Raw genomic sequence first — 21,692 nt, forward strand, 5'->3', positions numbered from 1 at the left:
CCTGTCGCAGCCTGCGGCAGCGGCTACAGGGTTACGACATTCCTTGAGGGGATGGCAGGGTCTTGCCATCCAGCGAGTCGCCAATCGTCAGGAAATGCCCGCCCGCCACATGGTGCAAGGTGCGCAAGGCATCGTGCCCGGTGAAATGCCAGCGGCCCTCGCTGAACACCCGGTCATCGGCCTGGGCGGCGATGACTTCGGCGAGGAACAGGTCGTAGCGTTCATGGTTGTCCGGCTCCGGCAGCAGCCGGCATTCGAGCCAGGCCACGCAGCCATCGAGCAACGGCGCGTCGACCCGCTCGCCGGCGAAGGTCGGCAGGCCATACAGCGCGAACTTGTCGCGGCCCTGGTCGCGGGTCAGCTCCAGGCCCGAGGTGGAACCCACGGTCTGCACGATATCGACCTGGTCGGCGCACGGCACGTTGAGCACAAAGGTGCCGGCGGCCTCCAGCAGCTGGCGGGTCCAGGTGGACTTGTCGAGCACCACCGCGACTTTCGGCGGATCGAAATCCAGCGGCATGGCCCAGGCCGCGGCCATGATGTTGCGCTGGCCGCCGTGGGTGGCGCTGACCAGCACGGTCGGCCCGTGGTTGAGCAGGCGATAGGCCTTGGCCAGGGAAACCGGGCGACGATGGGATGCGCTCATGGGTAAGGCTCCGGGAGAAAAAGAGCCGATTGTAGCGACATCCCGGTGCTGGGCAGCAGCCGGGATTGGGCATTTTTCCTGGACAATCCATCCAGATTGACCGGGCTTATCCCTGACTCGCGGCTGCTTAGACTGGGCCTTCACCTCACAGGCTGAAGGAGCTTTCCCATGGCAGACCACTCTCTGAAAAACAAGGTCGCATTGATCGCCGGTGGCGCGAAGAACCTGGGCGGCCTGATCGCCCGGGACCTGGCCGCCCACGGCGTGCAGGCCATCGCCGTGCATTACAACAGCAGCGCCAGCAAGGCCGACGCCGAGCAGACCGTGGCGGCGATCAAGAACCTGGGCGTCGACGCCCATGCCTGGCAGGCCGACCTGACCACCGCCGCGGCCGTGGAGCAACTCTTCAGCGACGCCAAGGCCCGTTTCGGCAAGATCGACATCGCCATCAACACCGTGGGCAAGGTCCTGAAAAAACCCATAGTCGAGATCAGCGAGGCCGAGTACGACGACATGTTCGCGGTCAACGCCAAGAGCGCGTTCTTCTTTATCAAGGAAGCCGGCAAACACCTGGAGGACCACGGCAAGCTGGTGACACTGGTGACCTCGCTGCTCGGCGCCTACACGCCGTTCTATGCCGCCTACGGCGGGGCCAAGGCCCCGGTGGAACACTTCACCCGCGCCGCCTCCAAGGAGTTCGGCGCCCGCGGTATCTCGGTGACCGCCGTGGGCCCGGGACCGATGGACACACCGTTCTTCTACCCGGCCGAAGGCGCGGACGCCGTGGCTTACCACAAGACCGCCGCGGCGCTGTCCGGCTTCAGCAAGACCGGCCTGACCGACATCGGGGACGTGGTGCCCTTCATCCGTCATCTGGTCACCGACGGCTGGTGGATCACCGGCCAGACCCTGCTGATCAACGGCGGCTACACCACCAAGTGAGGCCCGGCCTTCTGATCGACGGTTGTCATCGACCCGAGTAATCCGCCAAGGGGCGAGGTAGATTGGCGTCTGGAAAAGATCGCCATCAGGTGCGAGATGATTCCGTAGGAGCGAGGCTTGCCCGCGATCAAGGTCTGTCTGATACAACGCTATCGCGGGCAAGCCTCGCTCCTACGAAAAACACGCACCGCACGCTTCGGACCCCGCCCCATCCATGGATAAGCTCGAGCAATACCGTGTGTTCATCCAGGTCGCCGACATGGGCAGTTTCATCAAGGCCGCGCATGCCCTGGAACTGCCCCGCGCCACCGTCTCGGCAGCGGTGCAGCAACTGGAAACCGCCCTCGCCACGCGCCTGTTGCACCGCACCACGCGCCAGGTGCAACTGACCGCCGACGGCGCGGTCCTGCTGGAGCGCGCGCGCCTGTTGCTGAGCGATGCGGTGGAACTCGAGCAGCTGTTTCACACCCGTCAGCTGGACGTTTATGGCCGCCTCAATGTCGACGTACCCAGCCGGATCGCCCGGCGCCTGATCGCCCCCGCCCTGCCCGAGCTTTTCGCCAGCTACCCCAGCCTGAAACTGGCGCTGGGCTCCACCGACCGTTCCATCGACCTGGTGCAGGAGGGTGTGGATTGCGCGATCCGCGTCGGTACCCTGCGCGACAGCAGCCTGATCGTCCGGCGCCTGGGCCACCTGGCCCTGATCAATTGCGCCAGCCCCGCCTACCTGGCGGAGCACGGCCAGCCGCGAACCCCGGGCGACCTGGCCGATGGTCACTGGATGGTCGGCTACGGCTCCCCCAGCACGGGCCGCGAACAGCCCTGGGAATACCTGGCCGACGGGCACGAGCTGGAACTGAACCTGCCCAGCCGGGTGATCGTCAACAACGCCGAAAACTACATCGCCTGCTGCCGGGCCGGGCTGGGGCTGATCCAGATCCCGCGCTTCGACGTGCAGTACCTGCTCGACAGCGGCGAGCTGGTGGAAGTCCTGCCCGGTTTTCGCCCTGCGTCCATGGCAATCTCCGCGCTCTACCCCAATCGCAACCATCGCTCGCGCCGGCTGAACGCCTTTATCGAATGGTTCGAAACCCTGGTCGCCCCCCACCTCGAAAACGACCGGCAGGGCTGACAACCGCCCCGCCCGGTCATGACGCCCACGCCGGCCGAGGCAGCCTGGACATCAGCTGGACAATTGGTTGGCGAACTGGCCGACGGCGCTCACCACTTTCTGCGCGCCGTCCTGGATCTCGACGATCACCGTACCGGCTTCGGCGGCCAGGGCCAGGCCCTGCTCGGCCTGGGTCTTGCCGTCGGCCATCAGCACCACCGCGTTGCGGGCCATGTCCTGGTTGCGCCGGACCACGCCGACGATTTCGTCGGTGGCCTTGCTGGTCCGCGAGGCCAGTTGCCGGACCTCGTCCGCCACCACCGCGAAGCCGCGCCCCTGGTCACCGGCGCGGGCCGCTTCGATGGCCGCGTTGAGCGCCAGCAGGTTGGTCTGCTCGGCAATGTCGCTGATGGTCTTGACGATGCTGCCGATCACCCGCGACTGCTCGTTCAGCGCCTCGATGCCGTCACTGGCCTGCTGCATGTGCGTGGCCAGGTCGCGCATCACCTCCACCGCCTCGGTCACCACCGAGGAACCGCGCTGGGCGCTGCTGTCGGTCTGCTGCGAGATGGTGTAGGCGATTTCCGCGGCCTCGGCGACGGACTGCTCCTGCTTGACCTGCTCGGTGATCACCGTGGCGAATTTCACCACTTTGTAGAGCTTGCCGTTGGCATCGACCACCGGGTTGTACGAGGCATCGAGCCAGACCACGCGGCCGTGGCTGTCGATGCGTTTGAAGCGGTCGGCGACGTATTCGCCGGCGTTCAGCCGCGCCCAGAATGTCTGATAACCCGGACTGTTGTACTCCTGCGACTCGCAGAACAGGCTGTGGTTCTGGCCCAGGATCTGTTCGAGGCTGTAGCCCATGCAGCTGAGGAACCGCTCGTTGGCGGTCAGTACCCGGCCCTTGAGGTCGAACTCGATCACCGCGGTCGAACGCAGCAGCGCCGCGATCAGGTTGCCGTGCTCGCAGGTGGTTTCCACGGTCTCGGTCAGGTCATTGGCGATCAGGGAAAAGGACCTGAGTTGCCGCTCGGTGTTGAAGATCGGCTGCAGGATCACCCTCAGCCAGGCGTCATGGCCGTCGCCGCGACGCAGGCGCAGGGTGTCGTCGAAAGGCTCGCTGCAAGCGAGCGCGGTCATGAAACGCCTGTGTGCTTCTTCGGGCCGGGCATCGTCCGGCAACAGCTTGTCGATGGGCGAGCCCAGCAGCGCCTCGGAGGAATACTGCATGCACTGGGTGAAGTTGCGGTTCACCACCAGGACCCGGCGCTGCGCATCGAGTTCGATGCTGAGCAGGGTGCGCTCGAAACCTTCCTTGACCTGCTCAAGTGCACGAAACTCTTCGCCCAACGCGAGGAGCTTCTGATTCAAACGTTTATTGAACATGGATACACCGATAGCCCGTGATTGGAGACTGCTGGAGCCTCACCATCGGCGTTGGGGAAGTATTCTTGACGCGCTCAAGGCTCTTTAGGATTTGTCTCCCATAGAGACAGGAAACTTCCTAACGGCACACCGGCGCAAAGCGCACAGGCATCGGGGCAGATCGTGGCCACCGACCTGGCGGCCACTTGATCCCCGACGTCACGGCCTGGAACAGGCCTGACGCCGGATCAGGGACAAGACTCAGTTCGACAGCTGGCTAGCGAACTGGCCGACGGCATTCACCACCTTCTGCGCGCCGTCCTGGATCTCGACGATCACCGTGCCGGCTTCGGCGGCCAGGGCCAGGCCCTGCTCGGCCTGGGCCTTGCCATCGGTCATCAGCGCCACGGCCTCGCGCGCCATGTCCTGGTTCTGGCGCACCACGCCGACGATTTCGTCGGTGGCCTTGCTGGTGCGCGAGGCCAGTTGCCGGACCTCGTCGGCCACCACGGCAAAGCCGCGCCCCTGTTCACCGGCGCGCGCTGCTTCGATGGCCGCGTTGAGCGCCAGCAGGTTGGTCTGCTCGGCGATGCCGCTGATGGTCTTGACGATGCTGCCGATCACCAGCGACTGCTCGTTCAGCGCCTCGATGCCTTCGCCGGCCTGCTGCATGTGCTTGGCCAGGTCGCGCATCACGTTCACCGCCTCGGTCACCACGGTGGTGCCGCGCTGGGCGCTGTTGTCGGTTTGCAGCGAGGTGCTGTAGGCGATGTTCGCCGCCTCGGCGACGGCCTGCTCCTGGTTCACCTGGTCGGTGATCACGGTGGCGAACTTCACCACCTTGTAGAGCCGGTTGTTGGCATCGACCACCGGGTTGTAGGAGGCCTCGAGCCAGACCACGCGACCGTAGCTGTCGATGCGCTTGAACCGCCCGGCGACGAACTCGCCGGCGTTCAGGCGCTTCCAGAACGCCAGGTACTCGGCGCTGTTGTATTCCTCGGGTTCGCAGAAGGTGCGGTGATGCTTGCCCTGGATTTGCGCCAGGTTGTAGCCCATGGCGTTGAGGAAACGCTCGTTGGCCGTCAGCACGTTGCCGTTGAGGTCGAACTCGATCACCGCCGTGGAACGGACCAGCGCGCCGATCAGGTTCTCGTGCTCGCGCGACGCTTCGATGGTGCGGGTCAGGTCGCTGGAGTAAATCGAAAAATGCTTGATCCGCCCCTGGGAATCGCGGACCGGCTGGGAGATCGAGCGCAGCCAGGCTTCCTGGCCGTTGCCGCGCAGCAGGCGCACTGCGCCAGCAAAGTGTTCGCCACGGGTCAGCGTCGCCTTGAAACGGTGGTGGAACTCATCGGCCTTGACGTGGGCCGGCACGATGTCCTCGATGTGGCGGCCGACCAGTTCGCTGCCCCTGTAAAGCATTTCCTGGTTGAAGTTGTCGTTGGCCGACAGAATGCGTCCATCGGGATCGAGAATCAGCACCAGCATCTCGCTGTCGAGGCTGTCCTTCACTTGCTGGAGGCTCGAGAGTTCTTCGCGTAGAGCCGACAGCTCTTGCTTCAAGCTTTTGTTGAACATGGGATGCACCGATGGGCAGTAATAGTGGGCAGCATTGTCTCTAGCCATCGGCGCTCGGGTATTTTTCTGAAGACCCTATAAGACATATCCGACCAAAAAACTTTGAAACGCCTCAGGCCCCGGCCCTGCTGGGCTTTAACCCATGCTCAAAGGTTCGGAAGAGGGGCTATAGTCGTGCTCTGGAAAATCAACGGCAATCGACGGAGTGCAATCCATGGAGGCTTCACGCAAGGCCCTGTTCGACCAGGTGGCGGCCCGTCTGGGACACGCTTTCGACGGTGAAATGCGCATCGGCGGCAACTACGTGCCCGCGGTGCAGAACGGCGACGAGGTATACGTCAGCGGGCAGATCCCGCGCATCGACAACAGCGTAAGGGTGACCGGGAGGGTCGGTGGCGATGTGTCGCTGGAGGACGGCCGATATGCCGCACGTATTTGCACCATGCGCGCCCTGGCGATCCTCGCTCAGTTGCTGGGTGATCTGCAGCGGGTGAAAAAAGTCCTGCGGCTCAACGTCTATGTGCAAAGCGCCGCCGACTTCACCCAGCAGAGTGAAGTCGCCGACGCGGCCTCCGAAGTGCTCTATTCGATCTTTGCCGAGGCCGGGGTGCACACCCGCACGTCCCTCGGGGTCTATCAACTGCCGAAGAATGCCGCGGTGGAAATCGACATGATCGTCGCCCTCGAACCGCTTCCCGCGCCCCATGAGGACGTTGAGGATTAACTACCATTGGTGCGGCACTGGCCCATCACCTGATACTCAACGGTCTTGAGCTGCCCCGCCGAATCCTCATAAGTCATGCGTGACGGCACCGGATTGCAGGCCTTGGCCGGCGGCGTCACGTTGACCACCTTCTGGATGTCCAGGGGCATGCCGTAGCGATAGTTTTCCACCACCGGCGCCTCCTTGCCCTGCTTCGCCGCGTAGGCCGCCATGGCCTTCTCGTTCGCCTGCATGGCGCGGTCGAAGGTGCGGTCGCCGCCGCCCTCGGCCATGGCCAGGGACGAAATGGAAAGTACCAACGCGGCGATACTCAATTTAAATAACTTCATGACTGCTTCCTCGTTTTGGTTAGTTGCAACGAGGATAACCAGACGACCCTGTCAGGAAGATCACGCGTACATTACTTATATGTAATAAAACCCAGACCACTTCTTACCCTTGAGCAAACCCCATATAAAACAAGGCCTCCAGCCAAAACAAAGAACAACTTACAACTTTTATCCTTGCAGAATTGTAATAAGCGGGTCACCTCCGCGTTATCTGTTGTTTGCAACTATCGATGTTGACTCCAGCCGTTAACCAGACGGTTCGCGAGTACAACTAACAAGAACGCCCCAGGCGACATAACAGCTGATAGCTGCCCATATCCAGGAGCAAACAACATGCGCATTCAAACCCGCTGGTCCCTGTCCGTGTTTTCCGCGGTACTGGGGCTCGGCCCCTTGGCCGTGAACGCGGCAGACGACCAGCCCGAAGGTTTTATCGAAGGCAGCAGCCTCAACGTGCTGGCCCGCAACTACTACTTCAATCGCGACGATCGCAAGGGCCAGTCCAGCCCCACCGGCAACGGTTATTCCGAAGCCTGGGCCCAGGGGCTGATCGGCAAGTTCGAATCCGGCTTCACCCAGGGCAGCGTCGGTTTCGGCCTCGATGCCTTTGCCATGTATGGCCTCAAGCTCGACTCCGGCACCGGCCGCAGCGGCGGACGCGGATCCTTCAACATGCTGCCGGTGGACAGCGACAACCACCCGGCCGACAACTACAGCAAGGTCGGCGGCGCGGCGAAAATGCGCCTGCTCGACACGGTGATCAAGGTCGGCGACGTCTTCCCGAAAACCCCGGTGGTGCACTACGGTGATTCGCGCCTGCTGCCGGAGAGCTTTCGCGGGGCTACCTTCGAGAACACCAGCATCGACGGCCTGAGTGTCCAGGGCGGACGGCTGCACAGCATGAGCCAGCCCGACAGCAGCAGCCTGCGCGACGGTTTCGCCACTTTCTATGCCGGCAAGGTCGACTCGCCCTGGGTCGCCTACTTCGGCGGCGACTACAGCCTGAACAAGCACCTCAGCGTCAGCCTCTACAGCAGCCGCCTGAAGGATGCCTGGGACCAGTACTACTTCGGCACCGCGGCCACCTGGCCGATCTCCGACGAGCTTTCGCTGTTTGCCGGGTTCAACTATTACAAGGCGGTGGACGAGGGCAAGAAGCTGCTCGGCGAGTTCAATAACAACATCTGGAGCGCCAAGGTCGGCGCCACCTATGGCGCCCACACCCTGTCGCTGTCGCACCAGCGCAACAACGGCGACGACGACTTCGATTACCTGCGTCAGTCGGACTCGATCTTCCTCGACAACTCGATCCAGTACAGCGACTTCAACTCGCCGAAGGAACGCTCGTGGATGGTCCGCTACGACCTCGACATGCAGCCCCTGGGCATTCCCGGCCTGTCGTTCATGACCCGCTACGGCAAAGGCAGCGACGCCGACTACAGCAATGCCAACGCGGTCTACATGCGCCGCGATGCGGACGGCAATCCGCTGACCGACCAGCGTCGCTGGGAACGCGATATCGAAGCCAAGTACGTGGTGCAGGGCGGCACCCTCAAGGACCTGTCGCTGCGTATCCGCCAGGCCACCGTACGCTCCAGCAGCTTCGAGTCCGACCTGGAGGAATTCCGCCTGATCGTCGAGTATCCGCTGGCCATTCTTTAAACCTTTGCGCCGGGCGGGTTCGAGGCCCGCCCGACGTTAAAACTTCTTCACAGACGCCCATCTTTCAGAACTGTAATATCGCCCTCACCTTCTCGTCAGGTTGGCCTTCGTATACTTGCCCCCATGCCCGAGCCGACAGCGCTTCGCTAGCGGCCAGCCACTTGCGGGAGATCATGTCTTGAAGCCTGCCCACCTGACTCCGCCTGGCCAGCCCAGCGCGCTCCCCAGCGATAACGGCAGCGAACGCGCCAGGCATGCCCTGGAACAATTCTGGCTCGGCCAGCAACAGTACAACGGCGAAAAGAACCACAACGACGCAACCAACACCGCCCCCCACAGAACCCCAGGGTCCCAGGCATGCACAGCCTCCCGCTGACGCCGGCCCACCCCGAGCACATTCATCTCTGAAGCGTTTTTTCGAATGCTCCTTTGGAAAGAGATGAATTTTTAGCGTCCCGCATGGGGCGCTTTTTTTTGCCCCGACTCCCCCTCCTCTGTAGCCGCTGCCGAAGGCTGCGATAGGTCCGAAGGACCTCCTGCGCGCCCAAGAGCAGCGCCCGCTTCGCGGTCGATCGCAGCCTCGCAGGCTCGGCAGCGGCTACAGGGGGGGTAACCCGATAATTCGGTACACGCGATCGGTGTAGCCGCTGCCGCAGGCTGCGATAGGTCCGCAGGACCTCCGGCGCACCCAAGAGCAGCGCCCGCTTCGCGGTCGATCGCAGCCTCGCGGTGCTCGGCAGCAGCTACAGGGGGGTAACCCGATAGTTCGGTGCACGCAATCGGTGTAGCCGCTGCCGCAGGCTGCGATAGGTCCGCAGGACCTCCTGCGAGTTCAAGAGCAGCGCCCGCTGCGCGGTCGATCGCAGCCTCGCAGGCTCGGCAGCGGCTACAGGGGAATAGCCCCAATCGGCCCGGTCATGCAGCGGCGACATCAAAGCCAGATGGCATCCCAGAGGGGATAGTCGCCGGGACGTTGAACAAGCCCTGCTCGTACTGGGTTGAGAATGATGTAGCGGGCGATGGCCTTCAGGTCTTCTTCCTTGCGCAGAGCGCGATCGTGATACCCCTTCTGCCAAAGACGGCCCTGACTGCCGAGGTGTGAATTGATCCGCGTGCTGCTTCTGGATTTGAAACGGCACATCACCTCTCCCAGGGATCTGTCTCGCAGTTCAAATAACCAGTGAATGTGGTCAGGCATGACAACCCAGGCCAATGCACGTACATGATCGGCTTCGTGGACTTGCTTGAGCTGATCAACCACCAGGCGGCCAACGCGGAAGTCGCGAAACAAGGGGCGCCGTTGGTGAGTCACGACGGTAATCGAGTAGACACGGCCAGCTTCCGATACCCGTCCTTTGAGTAGACGGTAGCCATTGGAGTGGACCAGCATTCCTTTGCTCTCCATACAGGTCATCTACCTCAACCTAGCTGCTCATGCTTTTGCTTGCGGGAGCACTCTTTCAGCAGATGTTTCCAGATCCCTGTAGCCGCTGCCGAAGGCTGCGATAGGTCCGAAGGACCTCCTGCGCGCCCAAGAGCAGCGCCCGCTTCGCGGTCGATCGCAGCCTCGCGGTGCTCGGCAGCGGCTACAGGGGTGCAACCCGATAGTTCGATACACGCGATCGGTGTAGCCGCTGCCGAAGGCTGCGATAGGTCCGCAGGACCTCCTGCGCGCCCAAGAGCGGCGCCCGCTTCGCAGGCGATCGCAGCCTCGCGGTGCTCGGCAGCGGCTACAGGGAACGACCCTATAGTTCGGTACACGCAGTCGATGTAGCCGCTGCCGAAGGCTGCGATAGGTCCGCAGGACCTCCGGCGCACCCAAGAGCGGCGCCCGCTGCGCGGTCGATCGCAGCCTCGCAGGCTCGGCAGCGGCTACAGGGGTGCAACCCGATAGTTCGGTGCACGCGATCGGTGTAGCCGCTGCCGCAGGCTGCGATAGGTCCGCAGGACCTTCTGCGAGTTCAAGAGCGGCGCCCGTTTCGCGGTCGATCGCAGCCTCGCGGTGCTCGGCAGCGGCTACGGGGGCCACATGAACAAAACCCCGCTTGCGTATGACGCAGGCGGGGTTGGGTGAGGCCTATCGCGGGTCAGTCGTTCAGCAGGTCTTGCAGCTCCTGTTCTTCCTCCTTGCGGTGCGCCCAGTGGTACAACGCCGGCAGCACCAGCAGGGTCAGGGCGGTGGAGGAGATGATGCCGCCGATGACCACGGTGGCCAGCGGCCGTTGCACTTCGGCGCCGGTGCCGGTGGCCAGGGCCATGGGGATGAACCCCAGCGATGCCACCAGGGCCGTCATCAGCACCGGGCGCAGGCGGGTCAGCGCGCCTTCGTTGACCGCCGCCGCGAGCATCCGCCCTTCTTCGCGCAGGTTGCGGATAAAGGCGATCATCACCAGGCCGTTGAGCACCGCCACCCCCGACAACGCGATGAAGCCCACCCCCGCCGAGATCGACAGCGGGATGTCGCGCAGCCACAGGGCCATGATCCCGCCGGTCAGGGCGAAGGGAATCCCGGTGAACACCAGCAGCCCGTCCTTGAGGTTGTTGAACATCATGAACAACAGGCCGAACACCAGCAGCAACGCCACCGGCACCACGATTTCCAGGCGCTTGGAGGCTTCCTGCAACTGTTCGAACTGGCCGCCCCAGGTGATCCAGTAGCCGGTCGGGATCTGCACCTGGTCGCCGATGGCCCGGGTCGCTTCTTCGACGAAGGAGCCCATGTCGCGTCCGCGCACGTTGGCGCTGACGATCACCAGGCGCTTGCCGTTCTCGCGGCTGACCTGCGCCGGACCGAGCACCAGGTCGACGCTGGCCACCTCCGAGAGGGCGATGAAACCCAGTTGCCCGTTGACGCTGCCCGCGGCCGCCGCCACCGGAATCAGCAGGCGCGACAGCCCGTCGATATCGGTGCGCTGGGCATCGGACATGCGCACCAGCATATCGAAGCGCCGGTCGCCCTCGTACAGGATGCCCGCCTTGCGCCCGCCCACGGCAATCGCCACGGCGTCCTGCACATCGCCGACGTTGAGGCCGAAACGCGCCGCCTTGTCGCGGTCGACATTCACCGTCAGCACCGGCAGGCCGGTGGTCTGCTGCACCTTCACTTCGGCGGCGCCGTCGATCTTCTGCAAGGTCTGCGAAATCTCTTCGGCGGTCTTGTTCAGCACCTCCATGTCATCGCCGAAGACCTTCACCGCGACATCGCTGCGCACCCCGGAAATCAGTTCGTTGAAGCGCAGCTGGATCGGTTGCGACAGCTCGTAGACGTTACCCGGCAGGCTGTTGCTGACCCGTTCGATGTCGGCAATGATCGCCTCGCGCGACTTGCCCGGGTCTGGCCATTGCTCCTTGGGCTTGAGCATCAGGTAGGCATCGGAGATGTTCGGCGGCATCACGTCCGAGGCGATCTCGGCAGTACCGGTGCGGGCGAACACCCGCTCGATTTCCGGGATCTGCGCCAGCAGGGTTTTCTCCAGGGTCTTCTGCATTTCCACCGACTGAGTGAGGCTGGCGTCGGGCACGCGCATCGCCTGCTGGGCGAAGTCGCCTTCGCTGAGGCTGGGGATGAATTCACTGCCCATGCGGCTGGCCACCAGGCCCGAAACCAGCACGCTGAGAAACGCCAGGGCAAAGGCCAGGGACCGATGGCTCATCACCCAGCGCAGCACCGGCTCGTAGCCACGGCGGGCACCGCGCATGACGAAGTTTTCCTCTTCCTTGACCTTGCCGGTGACGAACAGCGCGATCGCCGCGGGCACGAAAGTCACCGAGAGGATCATCGCCCCCAGCAGAGCAATCACCACGGTGAAGGCCATCGGGTGGAACATCTTCCCGGCCACCCCGGACAGGGCAAAGATCGGCAGGTACACCACCATGATGATCAGTTGCCCGTAGATCAGCGCCCGTCGTGCTTCCTTGGCCGCGGCGAAGACTTCGTGCAGGCGTTCGGAACGGGTGAGCATGCGCCCGTGATGCTGCTGGGCATGGGCCAGGCGGCGGATGGCGTTCTCGACGATGACCACTGCGCCGTCGACGATGATCCCGAAGTCCAGCGCGCCAAGGCTCATCAGGTTGGCGCTGACCTTGTTGGTGAACATGCCGGTGAAGGTGAACAGCATGGCCAGCGGAATCACCATGGCAGTGATCAGCGCGGCGCGGATATTGCCCAGGAACAAAAACAGAATGGCGATGACCAGCAACGCGCCTTCGATAAGGTTTTTCTTCACCGTGGCCACGGCCTTGTCCACCAGGTTGGTGCGGTCGTACACGGTGACTGCGGTCACGCCCTTGGGCAGCGAGCGATTGATCTCGGCGAGTTTTTCCGCCACCACCCGGGACACCGTGCGGCTGTTTTCCCCCACCAGCATGAACACCGTGCCGAGCACCACTTCGCGACCGTTCTCGGTGGCCGCGCCGGTGCGCAGTTCACGGCCGATGTCCACGGTGGCCACGTTGCTGATGCGGATCGGCGTGCCGTCCACAGTGTTGATCACGATGTTGGCGATGTCCTCGATGGACTTGACCTGCCCCGGCGCGCGGATCAACAGCTGCTGGCCGTTGCGCTCGATGTAGCCGGCGCCGACGTTGGCGTTGTTGCGCTCCAGGGCGGTCATCAGGTCGCTCAGGGTCAGGTTGTAGGCCGCCAGGCGCCTGGGGTCCGGGGCGATCTGATAGAGCTTGGCGAAACCGCCGATGGTGTTGATCTCGGCCACCCCCGGCACGTTGCGCAATTGCGGGGCGATGACCCAGTCCTGGATCACCCGCAGGTCGGTCGGGGTGTAGGCCGTGCCATCTTCCTTGAGCGCGCCCGGCTCGGCTTCCACCGTCCAGAAGAAGATCTCGCCGAGGCCGGTGGAGATCGGCCCCATGCTCGCCTCCACGCCTTCGGGCAGCTGTTCGCGGGCCACTTGCAGGCGTTCGTTGACCAGTTGCCGGGCGAAGTACAGGTCGGTGCCTTCCTTGAAGATCACCGTCACCTGGGACAGGCCCGAGCGCGAGGTCGAGCGGGTCTGCTCCAGGCCCGGCAAGCCGGCCATGGCCACTTCCACCGGATAGGTGATGCGCTGCTCGGTCTCCAGCGGCGAGTAGCCGGGCATGCTGGCGTTGACCTGGACCTGCACGTTAGTGATGTCCGGCACCGCGTCGATCGGCAGTTTCTGGTAGCTGCCGATGCCCACCGCGGCCATCAGCAGCACCGCCAGCAGCACGATGATGCGCTGCTCGATGGCGAATTGAATGATGCGTTCAAACATGGGAAGTCACTCTCCAGGGAAACACTCAATGAGGCGGATCAATGGCCGTGCTCGGCCGAGCCTTTGCCCAGTTCGGACTTGAGGATGAAGCTGCCGGAGGTCGCCACCTGGGCCCCGGCCGGCAAACCTTCGCGGATCTCGACGAAGCCGCCTTCGCTGCCGCCCAGCACCACGGGCGTGGCCTGGAAGCCGTCGGCGACGCGCACGAATACCGAAGGCTTGTCCTCCACGGTCTGGATCGCCTCTTGCGGCACGGTGACACCGGCCTGGTAGGTGTCGGTCGCCACCTGCACCGAAACGAACAGCCCCGGTCGCCAGACATCGTCCGGGTTGGGCACCGTGACCCGCACCGTGGCGGTCCGGGTCTGCTCGCCCAGCAGGCTGCCGACATAGGCCACCGTGCCCTGCACCTGGGTGCCCAGTTCCGTGGATTGCACCCGGACCGGCTTGCCCACCCGGACCTTGTTCAGGTCCTTGGGAAACACGCCGAAGGTGACCCAGACCCGGGACAGGTCGGACAGGGTGAAGGCGGCGCTGGTCTCACCGACCACCTCGCCGACGCTCAGGTGTTTTTCCACCACCACGCCGTCGAACGGCGCGCGCATCTCATAACGGTTGCCGCCCGCCAGCACCGCGCTGCCACTCAGGGCATTCATCTTTTGCCGGGCGTTGTTCAGGGCGATTTCGGCTTCCTGCAGGGTCTGGCGCGCCAGCAGGTAATCCTGCTCGGCGGAGATCTGGTCGACCCACAACTGGCGCTCGCGCTGGAAGGTGGTGCGCGCCAGCTCGACCCGGCGCTCGGCGGCGGCCAGTTCGCTGCGCTGGTCGGAGATCTGCTGGCTGGCGATCACCGCCAGCAGCTCGCCCCTCTTCACCGTCTGGCCGAGATTGACCGCCACCGACTCCACCACCCCGGCCGCGCGCGGCACAATGTGCGAGGTGCGGTCCTCGTCGAAGCGGATCTCCCCCGGCAGCGTCAGCAAGCTGCTGAGATTGCGCGGGGCGGCCTCGGCCAGTTGAATGTCGGCGGCCTTGATCTGCTCGGCGCTGAGCTCGACCTTGCCCTCTTCCTCGGCATGCCCCTCGCCTTCCGATTGCCCTTCCTCGCCTTCCTGATGCGCCTCGCCGTCCTGGTGCGTGTCCGCCTTGGCCGCGGGTTTCGCCTGCGCGGCCACCGGCGCCCCCTGGAACAGGTCCTGCCACATCAACCCGGCCACGCCGAGCGCGACCGCCACGGCCAATGCCAGGGCTGTGCTTCGTTTCTTGTCCATGAATGCTCCTGAAAAAATCGACCCGATACGCCATCCGGTAAACCGGCGCGTCATGAGGTCTGTGGAAAAAAGAAATCGCCGAGCGCCCGATGCAGCTCATGCAGGCACCAGTGGGACGAGCCCTCCTCGACCCGGCCCGGCACTGGCCCGCTGCAATCGGTGACCAGCAGTGCGCCCAGGCACAGCAGGACGAACAACGCGGTTCTCACAGCGTGCGATCGGGGCCGGCGAGATCGCCGTAGATGCGCTCGATGCGCACCCAGGCGTCGGTGGACTGGGCCACCGCGGCGATGTACTGGGTGCGGGCGCTGATCAGCGTGCGCTGGGCGTCGAGCACCTCGATAAAGTTGAACTTGCCCATCTCGAAGCCGCGGGTCGCGGTATCCACCGCGTTTTGCGCGGCCGGCAGGATCACCTGGTTGAACGACTGCACTTCGTTGCTGGCGGTGCTCCACTGATCGAGCGCCAACTTGGTTTCGCTGCGCAGGCGCAGCTCCGCGGCGTTGCGCAAATCCCGGGCCTGATCGGCACGGCGCGCCGCCGACAGCACATTGCCCTGGTTGCGGTTGAACAGCGGAATCGGCATCGACACCCCGACCAGGTTGACCCGCTCACGCACGCTGGCGTCGTACTGGCTGCCCACGCTGATATCGAGGTCGGGAATGCGCTGGGCCTTTTCCAGCCCCAGGGATGCTTCGCGCTGCACCACCTGCATTTCGGCCAGGCGCAGTTCGGTGGTCTGTTGCAGGCGCGCCAGCAATTGCGCCGAAGGCGGCAGCGAGGGCAGCCCGCTGGCCGGCTCCGCGACGGCGCTGAAGTCGGTGGTGGCCGCGCCGGTCACGGTCGCCAGTTGCCGATAGGCATTGGCCCGGTCCATCTCGGCGCGGCTCAGCTCCAGGCGCACTTCCGAGAGCTGGACCTGGGCGCGGGTGGCTTCCACTGGTGAGGCCTTGCCGGCGCTCACCCGCCCCTTGGCCACCGTCAGCCCGCGCTCGGCCAGGGCCAGGGAGCGGCCGGCCAGATCGCTGCGTTCCTGGGCACGCAAGGCGCCGTAGAAGGCCGCGATCACATCGGCGCGCAGTTGGTTGCGCTGGCGCTCCAGCTCCAGCGCCGCGGCGTCCTGGGCACGGCTGGCGACATCGATGCGCGCGCCGCGCTTGCCGCCCAGTTCCAGGGTCTGGCTGAGCTTGACAGTGGTGGTGCGCGAGCTGCGGCGAGTGTCCTCGGCGTCCCAGGACAACACCGGATTGGGGATCAATCCCGCCTGCTGCCGGCCACCCTGGGCGATGTCGATTTCCCAGCGCGCGGCCGCCAGTTCGGGGTTGTTGGCAAAGGCACTTGCCAGGGCGTTGTCGAGGCTCAGCACCCGGCTCTCGGCCGCCGCGGCTTCCGGCAGCGAGGCACTGGCCAACAACAGAACGCCAGACAATGCCCCGACTATCCAGGCAAGTTTTTTAATAGTGGTTGGCATAACGCTTTCTGGCCCCTTACCGGTACAGAGTGGCGGCGGAGGCTGGGCGGCGCGAGGAAGTTGAACCGGCACGACGCATCCACACTCCACCCATAAAACAACTAACAGGTGAGTATTTAGTGCCGGCCAAATGTAGCCGTCGGTACTTATCGACAGGGTGGCGCAAAGATTACAAATCCGTTAGCAAACGCTCTGGCACGGGCTTGTGTATTAACATCCGGGCCATCGACCCGAGGGCAAGTGCAATAAACCCACAACTTGAAATATAGAGAAACAACTTCTCCCCGCACGACACTTCGAAAGTTTTAAATCAAGAACTTTGAAAGTTGAATCATCCAGCCCGTTACTTCCAACGAAGTTATTGGACTTCCCCACTGCATTAAACACCGAGGCTAATTCAGCATGCGCATTCTGGTGATCGAGGATGAACCGAAAACCGCCGACTACTTGCATCAGGGATTGAGCGAAAGCGGCTACGTCGTCGATTGCGCCAGCAACGGCGCCGACGGCCTGCACCTGACCCGCCAGCACGCCTACGACCTGGTGATTCTCGACGTCAATCTGCCGGAGCTGGACGGTTGGGGGGTGCTGCAGCGCATTCGCCAGAACAGCAATACGCGGATCATGATGCTCACCGCCCAGGGGCGCCTGGTGGACCGGATCAAGGGCCTGGACCTGGGCGCCGACGATTACCTGGTCAAGCCGTTCGAATTCCCCGAGCTGCTGGCGCGGGTGCGCAGCCTGTTGCGGCGCAGCGAGCAGTCGCCGACGCCCGATGTGTTGCGGGTGGCCGACCTGGAACTGGACCAGGGCCGCCACCGGGCGTTTCGCGGCAAGCAGCGCATCGACCTGACCACCAAGGAGTTCGCCCTGCTGCACCTGCTGATGCGCCAGAGCGGCGTGGTGCTGTCGCGGACCCAGATCATCTCGTTCGTGTGGGACATGAACTTCGACTGCGACACCAATGTGGTGGAAGTCTCGATCCGCCGCCTGCGGGCCAAGATCGACGACCCGTTCGAAAGCAAACTGATCCACACCCTGCGCGGCGTCGGCTACGTGCTCGAAGAGCGCGACTGAAGCGCTGTAGCCGCTGCCGCAGGCTGCGATGGTCCGGGCCACGCTGGTCGCAGGACCTTCGGCGCCCCCAAGAGCGGCGCCCGCTACGCGGTCGATCGCAGCCTCGCGGGGCTCGGCAGCGGCTACAGGGAAACGACCCGATAGTTCGGTGCACACGATCGGTGTAGCCGCTGCCGCAGGCTGCGATGGTCCGGGCCACGCTGGTCGCAGGACCTCCGGCGCGCCCAAGAGCGGCGCCCGCTTCGCGGTCGATCGCAGCCTCGCGGTGCTCGGCAGCGGCTACAGGGGAAAAATCCAATAGTCCGGTCACACCAGTCGATGTAGCCGCTGCCGAAGGCTGCGATGGTCCGGGCCACGCTGGTCGCAGGACCTCCGGCGCACCCAAGAGCGGCGCCTGCTTCGCAGTCGATCGCAGCCTCGCAGGCTCGGCAGCGGCTACAGGGTATGGAGCTCGATACGCCGGGGAATCAATGAACGTGCTCTTCGTGCCCCTGTTCGTGGAAGCCGGCCTGTTCGACCTGGACCGTCACATGGGAGATATCGAAGCGCTCGTGCATCAGCTCGGTGACCTCGGCGAGGATCTGCTGTTCGCTGCGCCGCCCCAGGTCGGCCACCAGGTGTGTGCTCATCACGTTCTTGCCGCTGGTCAAGGCCCACAGGTGCAGGTCGTGCACCTCGGTCACCCCGTCGATGGCGCGGATGCCCTGCTCGACCTCATCGATATCGATGCCGTCCGGCACGCCTTGCAGCAGCACGTTCATGCTCTCCCTGAGCAGCATCCAGGTGCGCGGCAGCACCCAGAAACCGATGGCCGCGGCCACCAGCGAATCGACCCAGCCCCAGCCGGTGTACATGATCACCAAGGCTGCGACGATCACGCCGATGGAGCCGAGCATGTCGCTCCACACTTCCAGGTAGGCGCCCTTGACGTTAAGGCTTTCGGCGCTCGCCGAGGCCAGCAGGCGCATGGAGATCAGGTTGACGATCAACCCCAGCACCGCGATTACCAGCATGCCCGTGGACTGGATTTCCGCCGGCGCGGACAGGCGTTGCCAGGCCTCGAACAGGATGTAGAAAGCGACCACGAACAACAGGATGGCGTTGAACGCCGCGGCGAGAATCTCGAAACGTGCATAACCGAAGGTGCGCTTGCGATCGGCCGCGCGCTTGCCGACCTGGATCGCCACCAGGGAGATCGCCAGCGCCAGCGCGTCGGTCATCATGTGGGCGGCATCGGACAGCAGCGCCAGGCTGCCGGTGATAAAGGCGCCGATCACCTCGGCGATCATGAAACTGCCGGTCAGCCCCAGGGCCATCCATAACGTGCGTTCGTGTCCGGCCCGAACCTGTCCGTGACTGTGCCCTGCGCCCATGAAAGCCCCCGCCTGTGAAAATCGTCGTGGCTGATGATAGCCGGCCTGGGCAGCGCCCCCCGGCAAAATGACGCAATGGTCATGTCGCTGCCATCTGAGCGTTATGCGTAACGGCTTTCAGCGCCCCAGGCGCGCCATCACCGCGAGCATGCCTGGGCGCTGGGCGGCCCACTCTTCGCGGGTAATGCCGAGCAGCATCACATCGATACGCTGGCCGTCCTTCTCGACGTTCTGCCGGCGCACGCCCTCGAGGGTGAAACCGAACTTCTGGTGCAGGCGGATCACCGCCTGGTTCAGCGCCAGCACCTCGCAGTTGAGCTTTTCCAGGCCGGCCGCGCCAAAGGCATGGTCGAGCAACCAGAATTCCAGCTGGCTGCCCAGGCCCTTGCCCTGCAAGCCGCTGTCCAGGTAGAAGGCCCAGTCGGCGCTCTTGTGCAGGGCATTGATCGCGTTCAGCGACACCACGCCACAGGCGACTCCCTCCTGCAGCACCACGAACACCGACTGCCGCGGATTGCCCACCAGCGAGTCGAGCCAGGCACGGTGCTCGGCCTCGGAAATCTCGTGGGAGGTGTACATGTACTTGCGCACGTCCGGCTGGTTGCGCAGCTCACGCACACGCGCCTGCACCTGTGCGCAAGTTTCGAGTATCGGCACGACCTGCATGCGGGGCTCCTGGTCTGAAACGGATGCCGCACAGCCTAGGGGCAACGGTGCCCGGCGGCAATTCAAAAGATCCCGCTACCCGGCGCGGACTTGCGCCGGCGCAGCACATGCAGGCCCAGGCACATCAGGCTGGTGCCGAACGCCATGATCAATATGCCCTGCGGCGTCTCGCGCTCGCGGCGGCTGTCCAGGCATTCCATGGCGTTGGCGCATTGCGCGATGCACAGCTCCTCGCCATCGAGGGTGCAGCTCAGCACCGCATCGCGCAGGTGGGTGAAGCTCAGCGTGCGCCCCAGGATCTGGTCATGGCCGACGTTCAGATAGCTGATGCCACGAACCACCTTGAGCCGGGTGTATTCGCCACTGTCCGCGTCCTCTATCAGCAGCCCGCCACGGTCGGCATACAGCACCTTGCCGCTGAGGGATTCAACGTTGGCACCGTCCAGCCCATAGTCGACAAAATTGAAGATCCACAGATGAAGCAGGGTCATGACCAGGCCAATGGCAAAGGACAACCATGCCGCCTGCAGCAACGGGGGCAGCGTGGAGAAATCACGCAGGGAACAAAGGACGGACCGGATCAAGGCAGCTCCCGAAAACTGGCGCGTGGACCGCGCGCTTTTTTTCGAGAGATTAGCGGGTAAATGGGCCTTGGCTAAGCACAACATTCAACGGTATTGCCCGGGTTAAACCGCAGGCTGGCGGCGAAGGCTCTAGCCCGCGCGCGCCGGCGCCTGCAGGTATTTCCGGAGGTGAAATTTTTCCCCTGTGGGAGCGCTCGCCTGCTCGCGAAAGAGCCTCAGGACCCCGCACAAACCCCAGGCACCGCATTCCCCGTCAGCCTCGGCATACGCGCCCCGAAATACCCGGCGCTGATGACCCCGACCGCACCCATCACCGCGCAATACATCACACAGATCCACGGGCTCCAGGGCATCAGGCCGATCAGCAACAAGGGCGTGGTGCTCGCCCACAGCGCGTAGGCGATGTTGTAGGTAAAGGAGATGCCGGACACGCGGATCCGCGCCGGAAACAACCCGACCATCACCGACGGCACCGCGCCCACCACGCCGCAGCCGAGGCCGGCGATGGCGTAGGCCAGGCCGACCCAGTCGCCGCCGCCGATCAGGCAGCCGTAGAGCAGGCCGATGCCCAGCGGCAGCAGCAGGCTGTAGAGCATCACCGTGCGCCAGGCGCCGATGCGGTCGACGACCAGCCCGGCCAGCACGCAACCGAGATTCAGGAACACGATGCCCAGGCTGCTCAGGGCGAAGGTGTGGCTGGCGCTCATGCCGAAGGTTTTCTGCATCATGGTCGGGGTGATGACCACGAACACCACCACCGCGGAGGTCAGCACGCAGGTGAGAATCGCCGCCGGCAACAGCGCCAGGCGATGCTCGCGCAGCACGGTGCGCAATGGCAGCTCGACGGCGCTGTCGCGCTGCTCCTGCATGGCCATGAACACCGGGGTTTCGCTGAGCCAGCGGCGCAGCCAGACGCCGATCACGCCGAACACCCCACCGAGCAGGAACGGATAACGCCAGGCGTGATCGAGGATTTCCGCCGGGGTGAAGAGTTGCGCCAGCAGGGTCGCGGTCAGCGCGCCGATCAGGTAGCCGAAGGTCAGCCCGGCCTGCAGAAAGCCCAGGGCATAACCGCGATGGCCGGCCGGCGCATGCTCGGCGACGAACACCCAGGCGCTCGGCACCTCACCGCCCACCGCCGCGCCTTGCAGCACCCGCAGCGCCAGCAGCAACAACGGCGCGAAATAACCGATCTGCGCGTAGGTCGGCATGATGCCGATCAGCAGGCACGGCAGGGCCATCATCAGGATGCTCAGGCTGAACACCTTCTTGCGCCCCAGGCGGTCGGCGAAGTGCGCCATGAGAATGCCGCCCAGCGGCCGCGCCAGGTAACCGGTGACGAAGATCCCGAAGCTCTGCAACAGTCGCAGCCACTCGGGCATTTCCGGCGGGAAGAACAGCTGGCTCAGGGTCAGGGCGAAAAATACGAAGATGATGAAATCGTAGATTTCCAGGGCGCCGCCCAGTGCCGCCAGGCCCAGGGTCTTGTAGTCGGACCGGGAAAACGGCGCCGGCCGCGCGTCAGGGGAAAAGGACATAAAGCCACTCGATCTTGGGCAGAATTCAAGGCGCCCATGGTCTACGCAAACGCCGCGAGGGACAACTGCAACACCCTCCTGGGTCGGTTTTTAGGGTTTT

General features: G+C 64.2%; 17 protein-coding genes and 2 pseudogenes. 5 read left to right on the forward strand and 14 right to left on the reverse strand.

Annotated features, from left to right (window positions below; genetic code table 11):
- Positions 1 to 31 precede the first annotated feature (31 nt).
- The gene (locus J4D28_RS26655) at positions 32 to 646 is read right to left on the reverse strand and encodes a flavin reductase family protein (protein ID WP_041984152.1); all 615 of its coding nucleotides are present in this window, start codon (positions 644 to 646) and stop codon (positions 32 to 34) included.
- 168 nt (positions 647 to 814) lie between these two features.
- On the opposite strand from J4D28_RS26655, the gene J4D28_RS26660 reads away from it, so the two are divergent.
- On the forward strand, positions 815 to 1,588 hold the full coding sequence (locus J4D28_RS26660; protein WP_041984150.1) for an SDR family oxidoreductase: 774 nt from the start codon (positions 815 to 817) through the stop codon (positions 1,586 to 1,588).
- A 214-nt stretch (positions 1,589 to 1,802) separates the two neighbouring features.
- Positions 1,803 to 2,720, forward strand: a complete 918-nt coding sequence (locus J4D28_RS26665; protein ID WP_016703628.1) for a LysR family transcriptional regulator — start codon at positions 1,803 to 1,805, stop codon at positions 2,718 to 2,720.
- Between the two features lie 51 nt (positions 2,721 to 2,771).
- On the opposite strand, the gene J4D28_RS30765 is transcribed toward J4D28_RS26665, so the two are convergent.
- From J4D28_RS30765 to J4D28_RS30780, 4 genes and pseudogenes are all read right to left on the reverse strand, one after another.
- The gene (locus J4D28_RS30765) at positions 2,772 to 3,332 is read right to left on the reverse strand and encodes a methyl-accepting chemotaxis protein (RefSeq protein ID WP_258258180.1); all 561 of its coding nucleotides are present in this window, start codon (positions 3,330 to 3,332) and stop codon (positions 2,772 to 2,774) included.
- Positions 3,315 to 4,088 (reverse strand): annotated as a pseudogene (locus J4D28_RS30770) (PAS domain-containing protein); the annotation flags it as partial. The pseudogene J4D28_RS30770 and the gene J4D28_RS30765, both read right to left, overlap by 18 nt.
- Before the next feature lie 240 nt (positions 4,089 to 4,328).
- Positions 4,329 to 4,760 (reverse strand): methyl-accepting chemotaxis protein, encoded by a 432-nt coding sequence (locus J4D28_RS30775; protein WP_232788636.1) that lies wholly within the window; start codon positions 4,758 to 4,760, stop codon positions 4,329 to 4,331.
- A 108-nt stretch (positions 4,761 to 4,868) separates the two neighbouring features.
- Positions 4,869 to 5,693, reverse strand: a pseudogene (locus J4D28_RS30780) (PAS domain-containing protein); the annotation flags it as partial.
- 166 nt (positions 5,694 to 5,859) lie between these two features.
- On the opposite strand from J4D28_RS30780, the gene J4D28_RS26680 reads away from it, so the two are divergent.
- The gene (locus J4D28_RS26680; protein ID WP_016703631.1) at positions 5,860 to 6,369 is read left to right on the forward strand and encodes a RidA family protein; all 510 of its coding nucleotides are present in this window, start codon (positions 5,860 to 5,862) and stop codon (positions 6,367 to 6,369) included.
- Here the strand turns inward: J4D28_RS26680 and J4D28_RS26685 are convergent.
- Positions 6,366 to 6,698 carry a DUF2790 domain-containing protein gene (locus J4D28_RS26685; protein WP_007928829.1) on the reverse strand — a complete coding sequence of 111 codons (333 nt, stop codon included), beginning with the start codon at positions 6,696 to 6,698 and terminating at the stop codon, positions 6,366 to 6,368. The two genes, J4D28_RS26680 and J4D28_RS26685, sit on opposite strands and share 4 nt — an antisense overlap.
- Positions 6,699 to 7,031: 333 nt before the next feature.
- Between J4D28_RS26685 and J4D28_RS26690 the strand changes: the two genes are divergently transcribed.
- The gene (locus J4D28_RS26690; RefSeq protein WP_016703633.1) at positions 7,032 to 8,360 is read left to right on the forward strand and encodes an OprD family porin; all 1,329 of its coding nucleotides are present in this window, start codon (positions 7,032 to 7,034) and stop codon (positions 8,358 to 8,360) included.
- Positions 8,361 to 9,291: 931 nt separating this feature from the next.
- Here the strand turns inward: J4D28_RS26690 and J4D28_RS26695 are convergent.
- The 4 genes from J4D28_RS26695 to J4D28_RS26710 form a co-directional block, all read right to left on the reverse strand.
- Positions 9,292 to 9,750: an REP-associated tyrosine transposase gene (locus J4D28_RS26695; RefSeq protein WP_103331738.1), complete on the reverse strand. Its 459-nt coding sequence runs from the start codon at positions 9,748 to 9,750 to the stop codon at positions 9,292 to 9,294.
- Positions 9,751 to 10,447: 697 nt separating this feature from the next.
- Positions 10,448 to 13,612 carry an efflux RND transporter permease subunit gene (locus J4D28_RS26700; RefSeq protein WP_101283555.1) on the reverse strand — a complete coding sequence of 1,055 codons (3,165 nt, stop codon included), beginning with the start codon at positions 13,610 to 13,612 and terminating at the stop codon, positions 10,448 to 10,450.
- 38 nt (positions 13,613 to 13,650) lie between these two features.
- Positions 13,651 to 14,883 carry an efflux RND transporter periplasmic adaptor subunit gene (locus J4D28_RS26705; RefSeq protein ID WP_009050853.1) on the reverse strand — a complete coding sequence of 411 codons (1,233 nt, stop codon included), beginning with the start codon at positions 14,881 to 14,883 and terminating at the stop codon, positions 13,651 to 13,653.
- A gap of 205 nt (positions 14,884 to 15,088) precedes the next feature.
- Positions 15,089 to 16,354, reverse strand: a complete 1,266-nt coding sequence (locus J4D28_RS26710; RefSeq protein WP_009050854.1) for a TolC family protein — start codon at positions 16,352 to 16,354, stop codon at positions 15,089 to 15,091.
- Between the two features lie 402 nt (positions 16,355 to 16,756).
- Here J4D28_RS26710 and J4D28_RS26715 point away from each other — a divergent pair, with 402 nt between their 5' ends.
- Complete coding sequence (locus J4D28_RS26715) at positions 16,757 to 17,431, forward strand: heavy metal response regulator transcription factor (RefSeq protein ID WP_009050855.1); 675 nt, start codon at positions 16,757 to 16,759, stop codon at positions 17,429 to 17,431.
- 467 nt (positions 17,432 to 17,898) lie between these two features.
- On the opposite strand, the gene J4D28_RS26720 is transcribed toward J4D28_RS26715, so the two are convergent.
- The 4 genes from J4D28_RS26720 to J4D28_RS26735 form a co-directional block, all read right to left on the reverse strand.
- Positions 17,899 to 18,804, reverse strand: coding sequence for a cation diffusion facilitator family transporter (locus tag J4D28_RS26720; RefSeq protein WP_028684166.1), 906 nt, complete (start codon positions 18,802 to 18,804; stop codon positions 17,899 to 17,901).
- A gap of 117 nt (positions 18,805 to 18,921) precedes the next feature.
- Positions 18,922 to 19,470: a UDP-4-amino-4,6-dideoxy-N-acetyl-beta-L-altrosamine N-acetyltransferase gene (gene pseH / locus J4D28_RS26725; protein WP_009050857.1), complete on the reverse strand. Its 549-nt coding sequence runs from the start codon at positions 19,468 to 19,470 to the stop codon at positions 18,922 to 18,924.
- 62 nt (positions 19,471 to 19,532) lie between these two features.
- Positions 19,533 to 19,985, reverse strand: a complete 453-nt coding sequence (locus J4D28_RS26730; RefSeq protein WP_103331737.1) for a hypothetical protein — start codon at positions 19,983 to 19,985, stop codon at positions 19,533 to 19,535.
- 284 nt (positions 19,986 to 20,269) lie between these two features.
- Positions 20,270 to 21,592, reverse strand: coding sequence for an MFS transporter (locus J4D28_RS26735; protein WP_009050859.1), 1,323 nt, complete (start codon positions 21,590 to 21,592; stop codon positions 20,270 to 20,272).
- Between the last annotated feature and the right edge of the window lie 100 nt (positions 21,593 to 21,692).

It is taken from the genome of Pseudomonas sp. GW531-T4 (genome assembly GCF_017349615.1).
Classification (GTDB): domain Bacteria; phylum Pseudomonadota; class Gammaproteobacteria; order Pseudomonadales; family Pseudomonadaceae; genus Aquipseudomonas; species Aquipseudomonas chlororaphis_I.

Excerpts from the sequence above, each read along its gene's own strand:
- J4D28_RS26655 (WP_041984152.1), bottom strand. The coding sequence starts at position 646 with ATGAGCGCATCCCATCGTCGCCCGGTTTCCCTGGCCAAGGCCTATCGC.
- J4D28_RS26660 (WP_041984150.1), top strand. The coding sequence starts at position 815 with ATGGCAGACCACTCTCTGAAAAACAAGGTCGCATTGATCGCCGGTGGC.
- J4D28_RS26665 (WP_016703628.1), top strand. The coding sequence starts at position 1,803 with ATGGATAAGCTCGAGCAATACCGTGTGTTCATCCAGGTCGCCGACATG.
- J4D28_RS30775 (WP_232788636.1), bottom strand. The coding sequence starts at position 4,760 with ATGCGCGACCTGGCCAAGCACATGCAGCAGGCCGGCGAAGGCATCGAG.
- J4D28_RS26680 (WP_016703631.1), top strand. The coding sequence starts at position 5,860 with ATGGAGGCTTCACGCAAGGCCCTGTTCGACCAGGTGGCGGCCCGTCTG.
- J4D28_RS26685 (WP_007928829.1), bottom strand. The coding sequence starts at position 6,698 with ATGAAGTTATTTAAATTGAGTATCGCCGCGTTGGTACTTTCCATTTCG.
- J4D28_RS26690 (WP_016703633.1), top strand. The coding sequence starts at position 7,032 with ATGCGCATTCAAACCCGCTGGTCCCTGTCCGTGTTTTCCGCGGTACTG.
- J4D28_RS26695 (WP_103331738.1), bottom strand. The coding sequence starts at position 9,750 with ATGCTGGTCCACTCCAATGGCTACCGTCTACTCAAAGGACGGGTATCG.
- J4D28_RS26700 (WP_101283555.1), bottom strand. The coding sequence starts at position 13,612 with ATGTTTGAACGCATCATTCAATTCGCCATCGAGCAGCGCATCATCGTG.
- J4D28_RS26705 (WP_009050853.1), bottom strand. The coding sequence starts at position 14,883 with ATGGACAAGAAACGAAGCACAGCCCTGGCATTGGCCGTGGCGGTCGCG.
- J4D28_RS26710 (WP_009050854.1), bottom strand. The coding sequence starts at position 16,354 with ATGCCAACCACTATTAAAAAACTTGCCTGGATAGTCGGGGCATTGTCT.
- J4D28_RS26715 (WP_009050855.1), top strand. The coding sequence starts at position 16,757 with ATGCGCATTCTGGTGATCGAGGATGAACCGAAAACCGCCGACTACTTG.
- J4D28_RS26720 (WP_028684166.1), bottom strand. The coding sequence starts at position 18,804 with ATGGGCGCAGGGCACAGTCACGGACAGGTTCGGGCCGGACACGAACGC.
- pseH (WP_009050857.1), bottom strand. The coding sequence starts at position 19,470 with ATGCAGGTCGTGCCGATACTCGAAACTTGCGCACAGGTGCAGGCGCGT.
- J4D28_RS26735 (WP_009050859.1), bottom strand. The coding sequence starts at position 21,592 with ATGTCCTTTTCCCCTGACGCGCGGCCGGCGCCGTTTTCCCGGTCCGAC.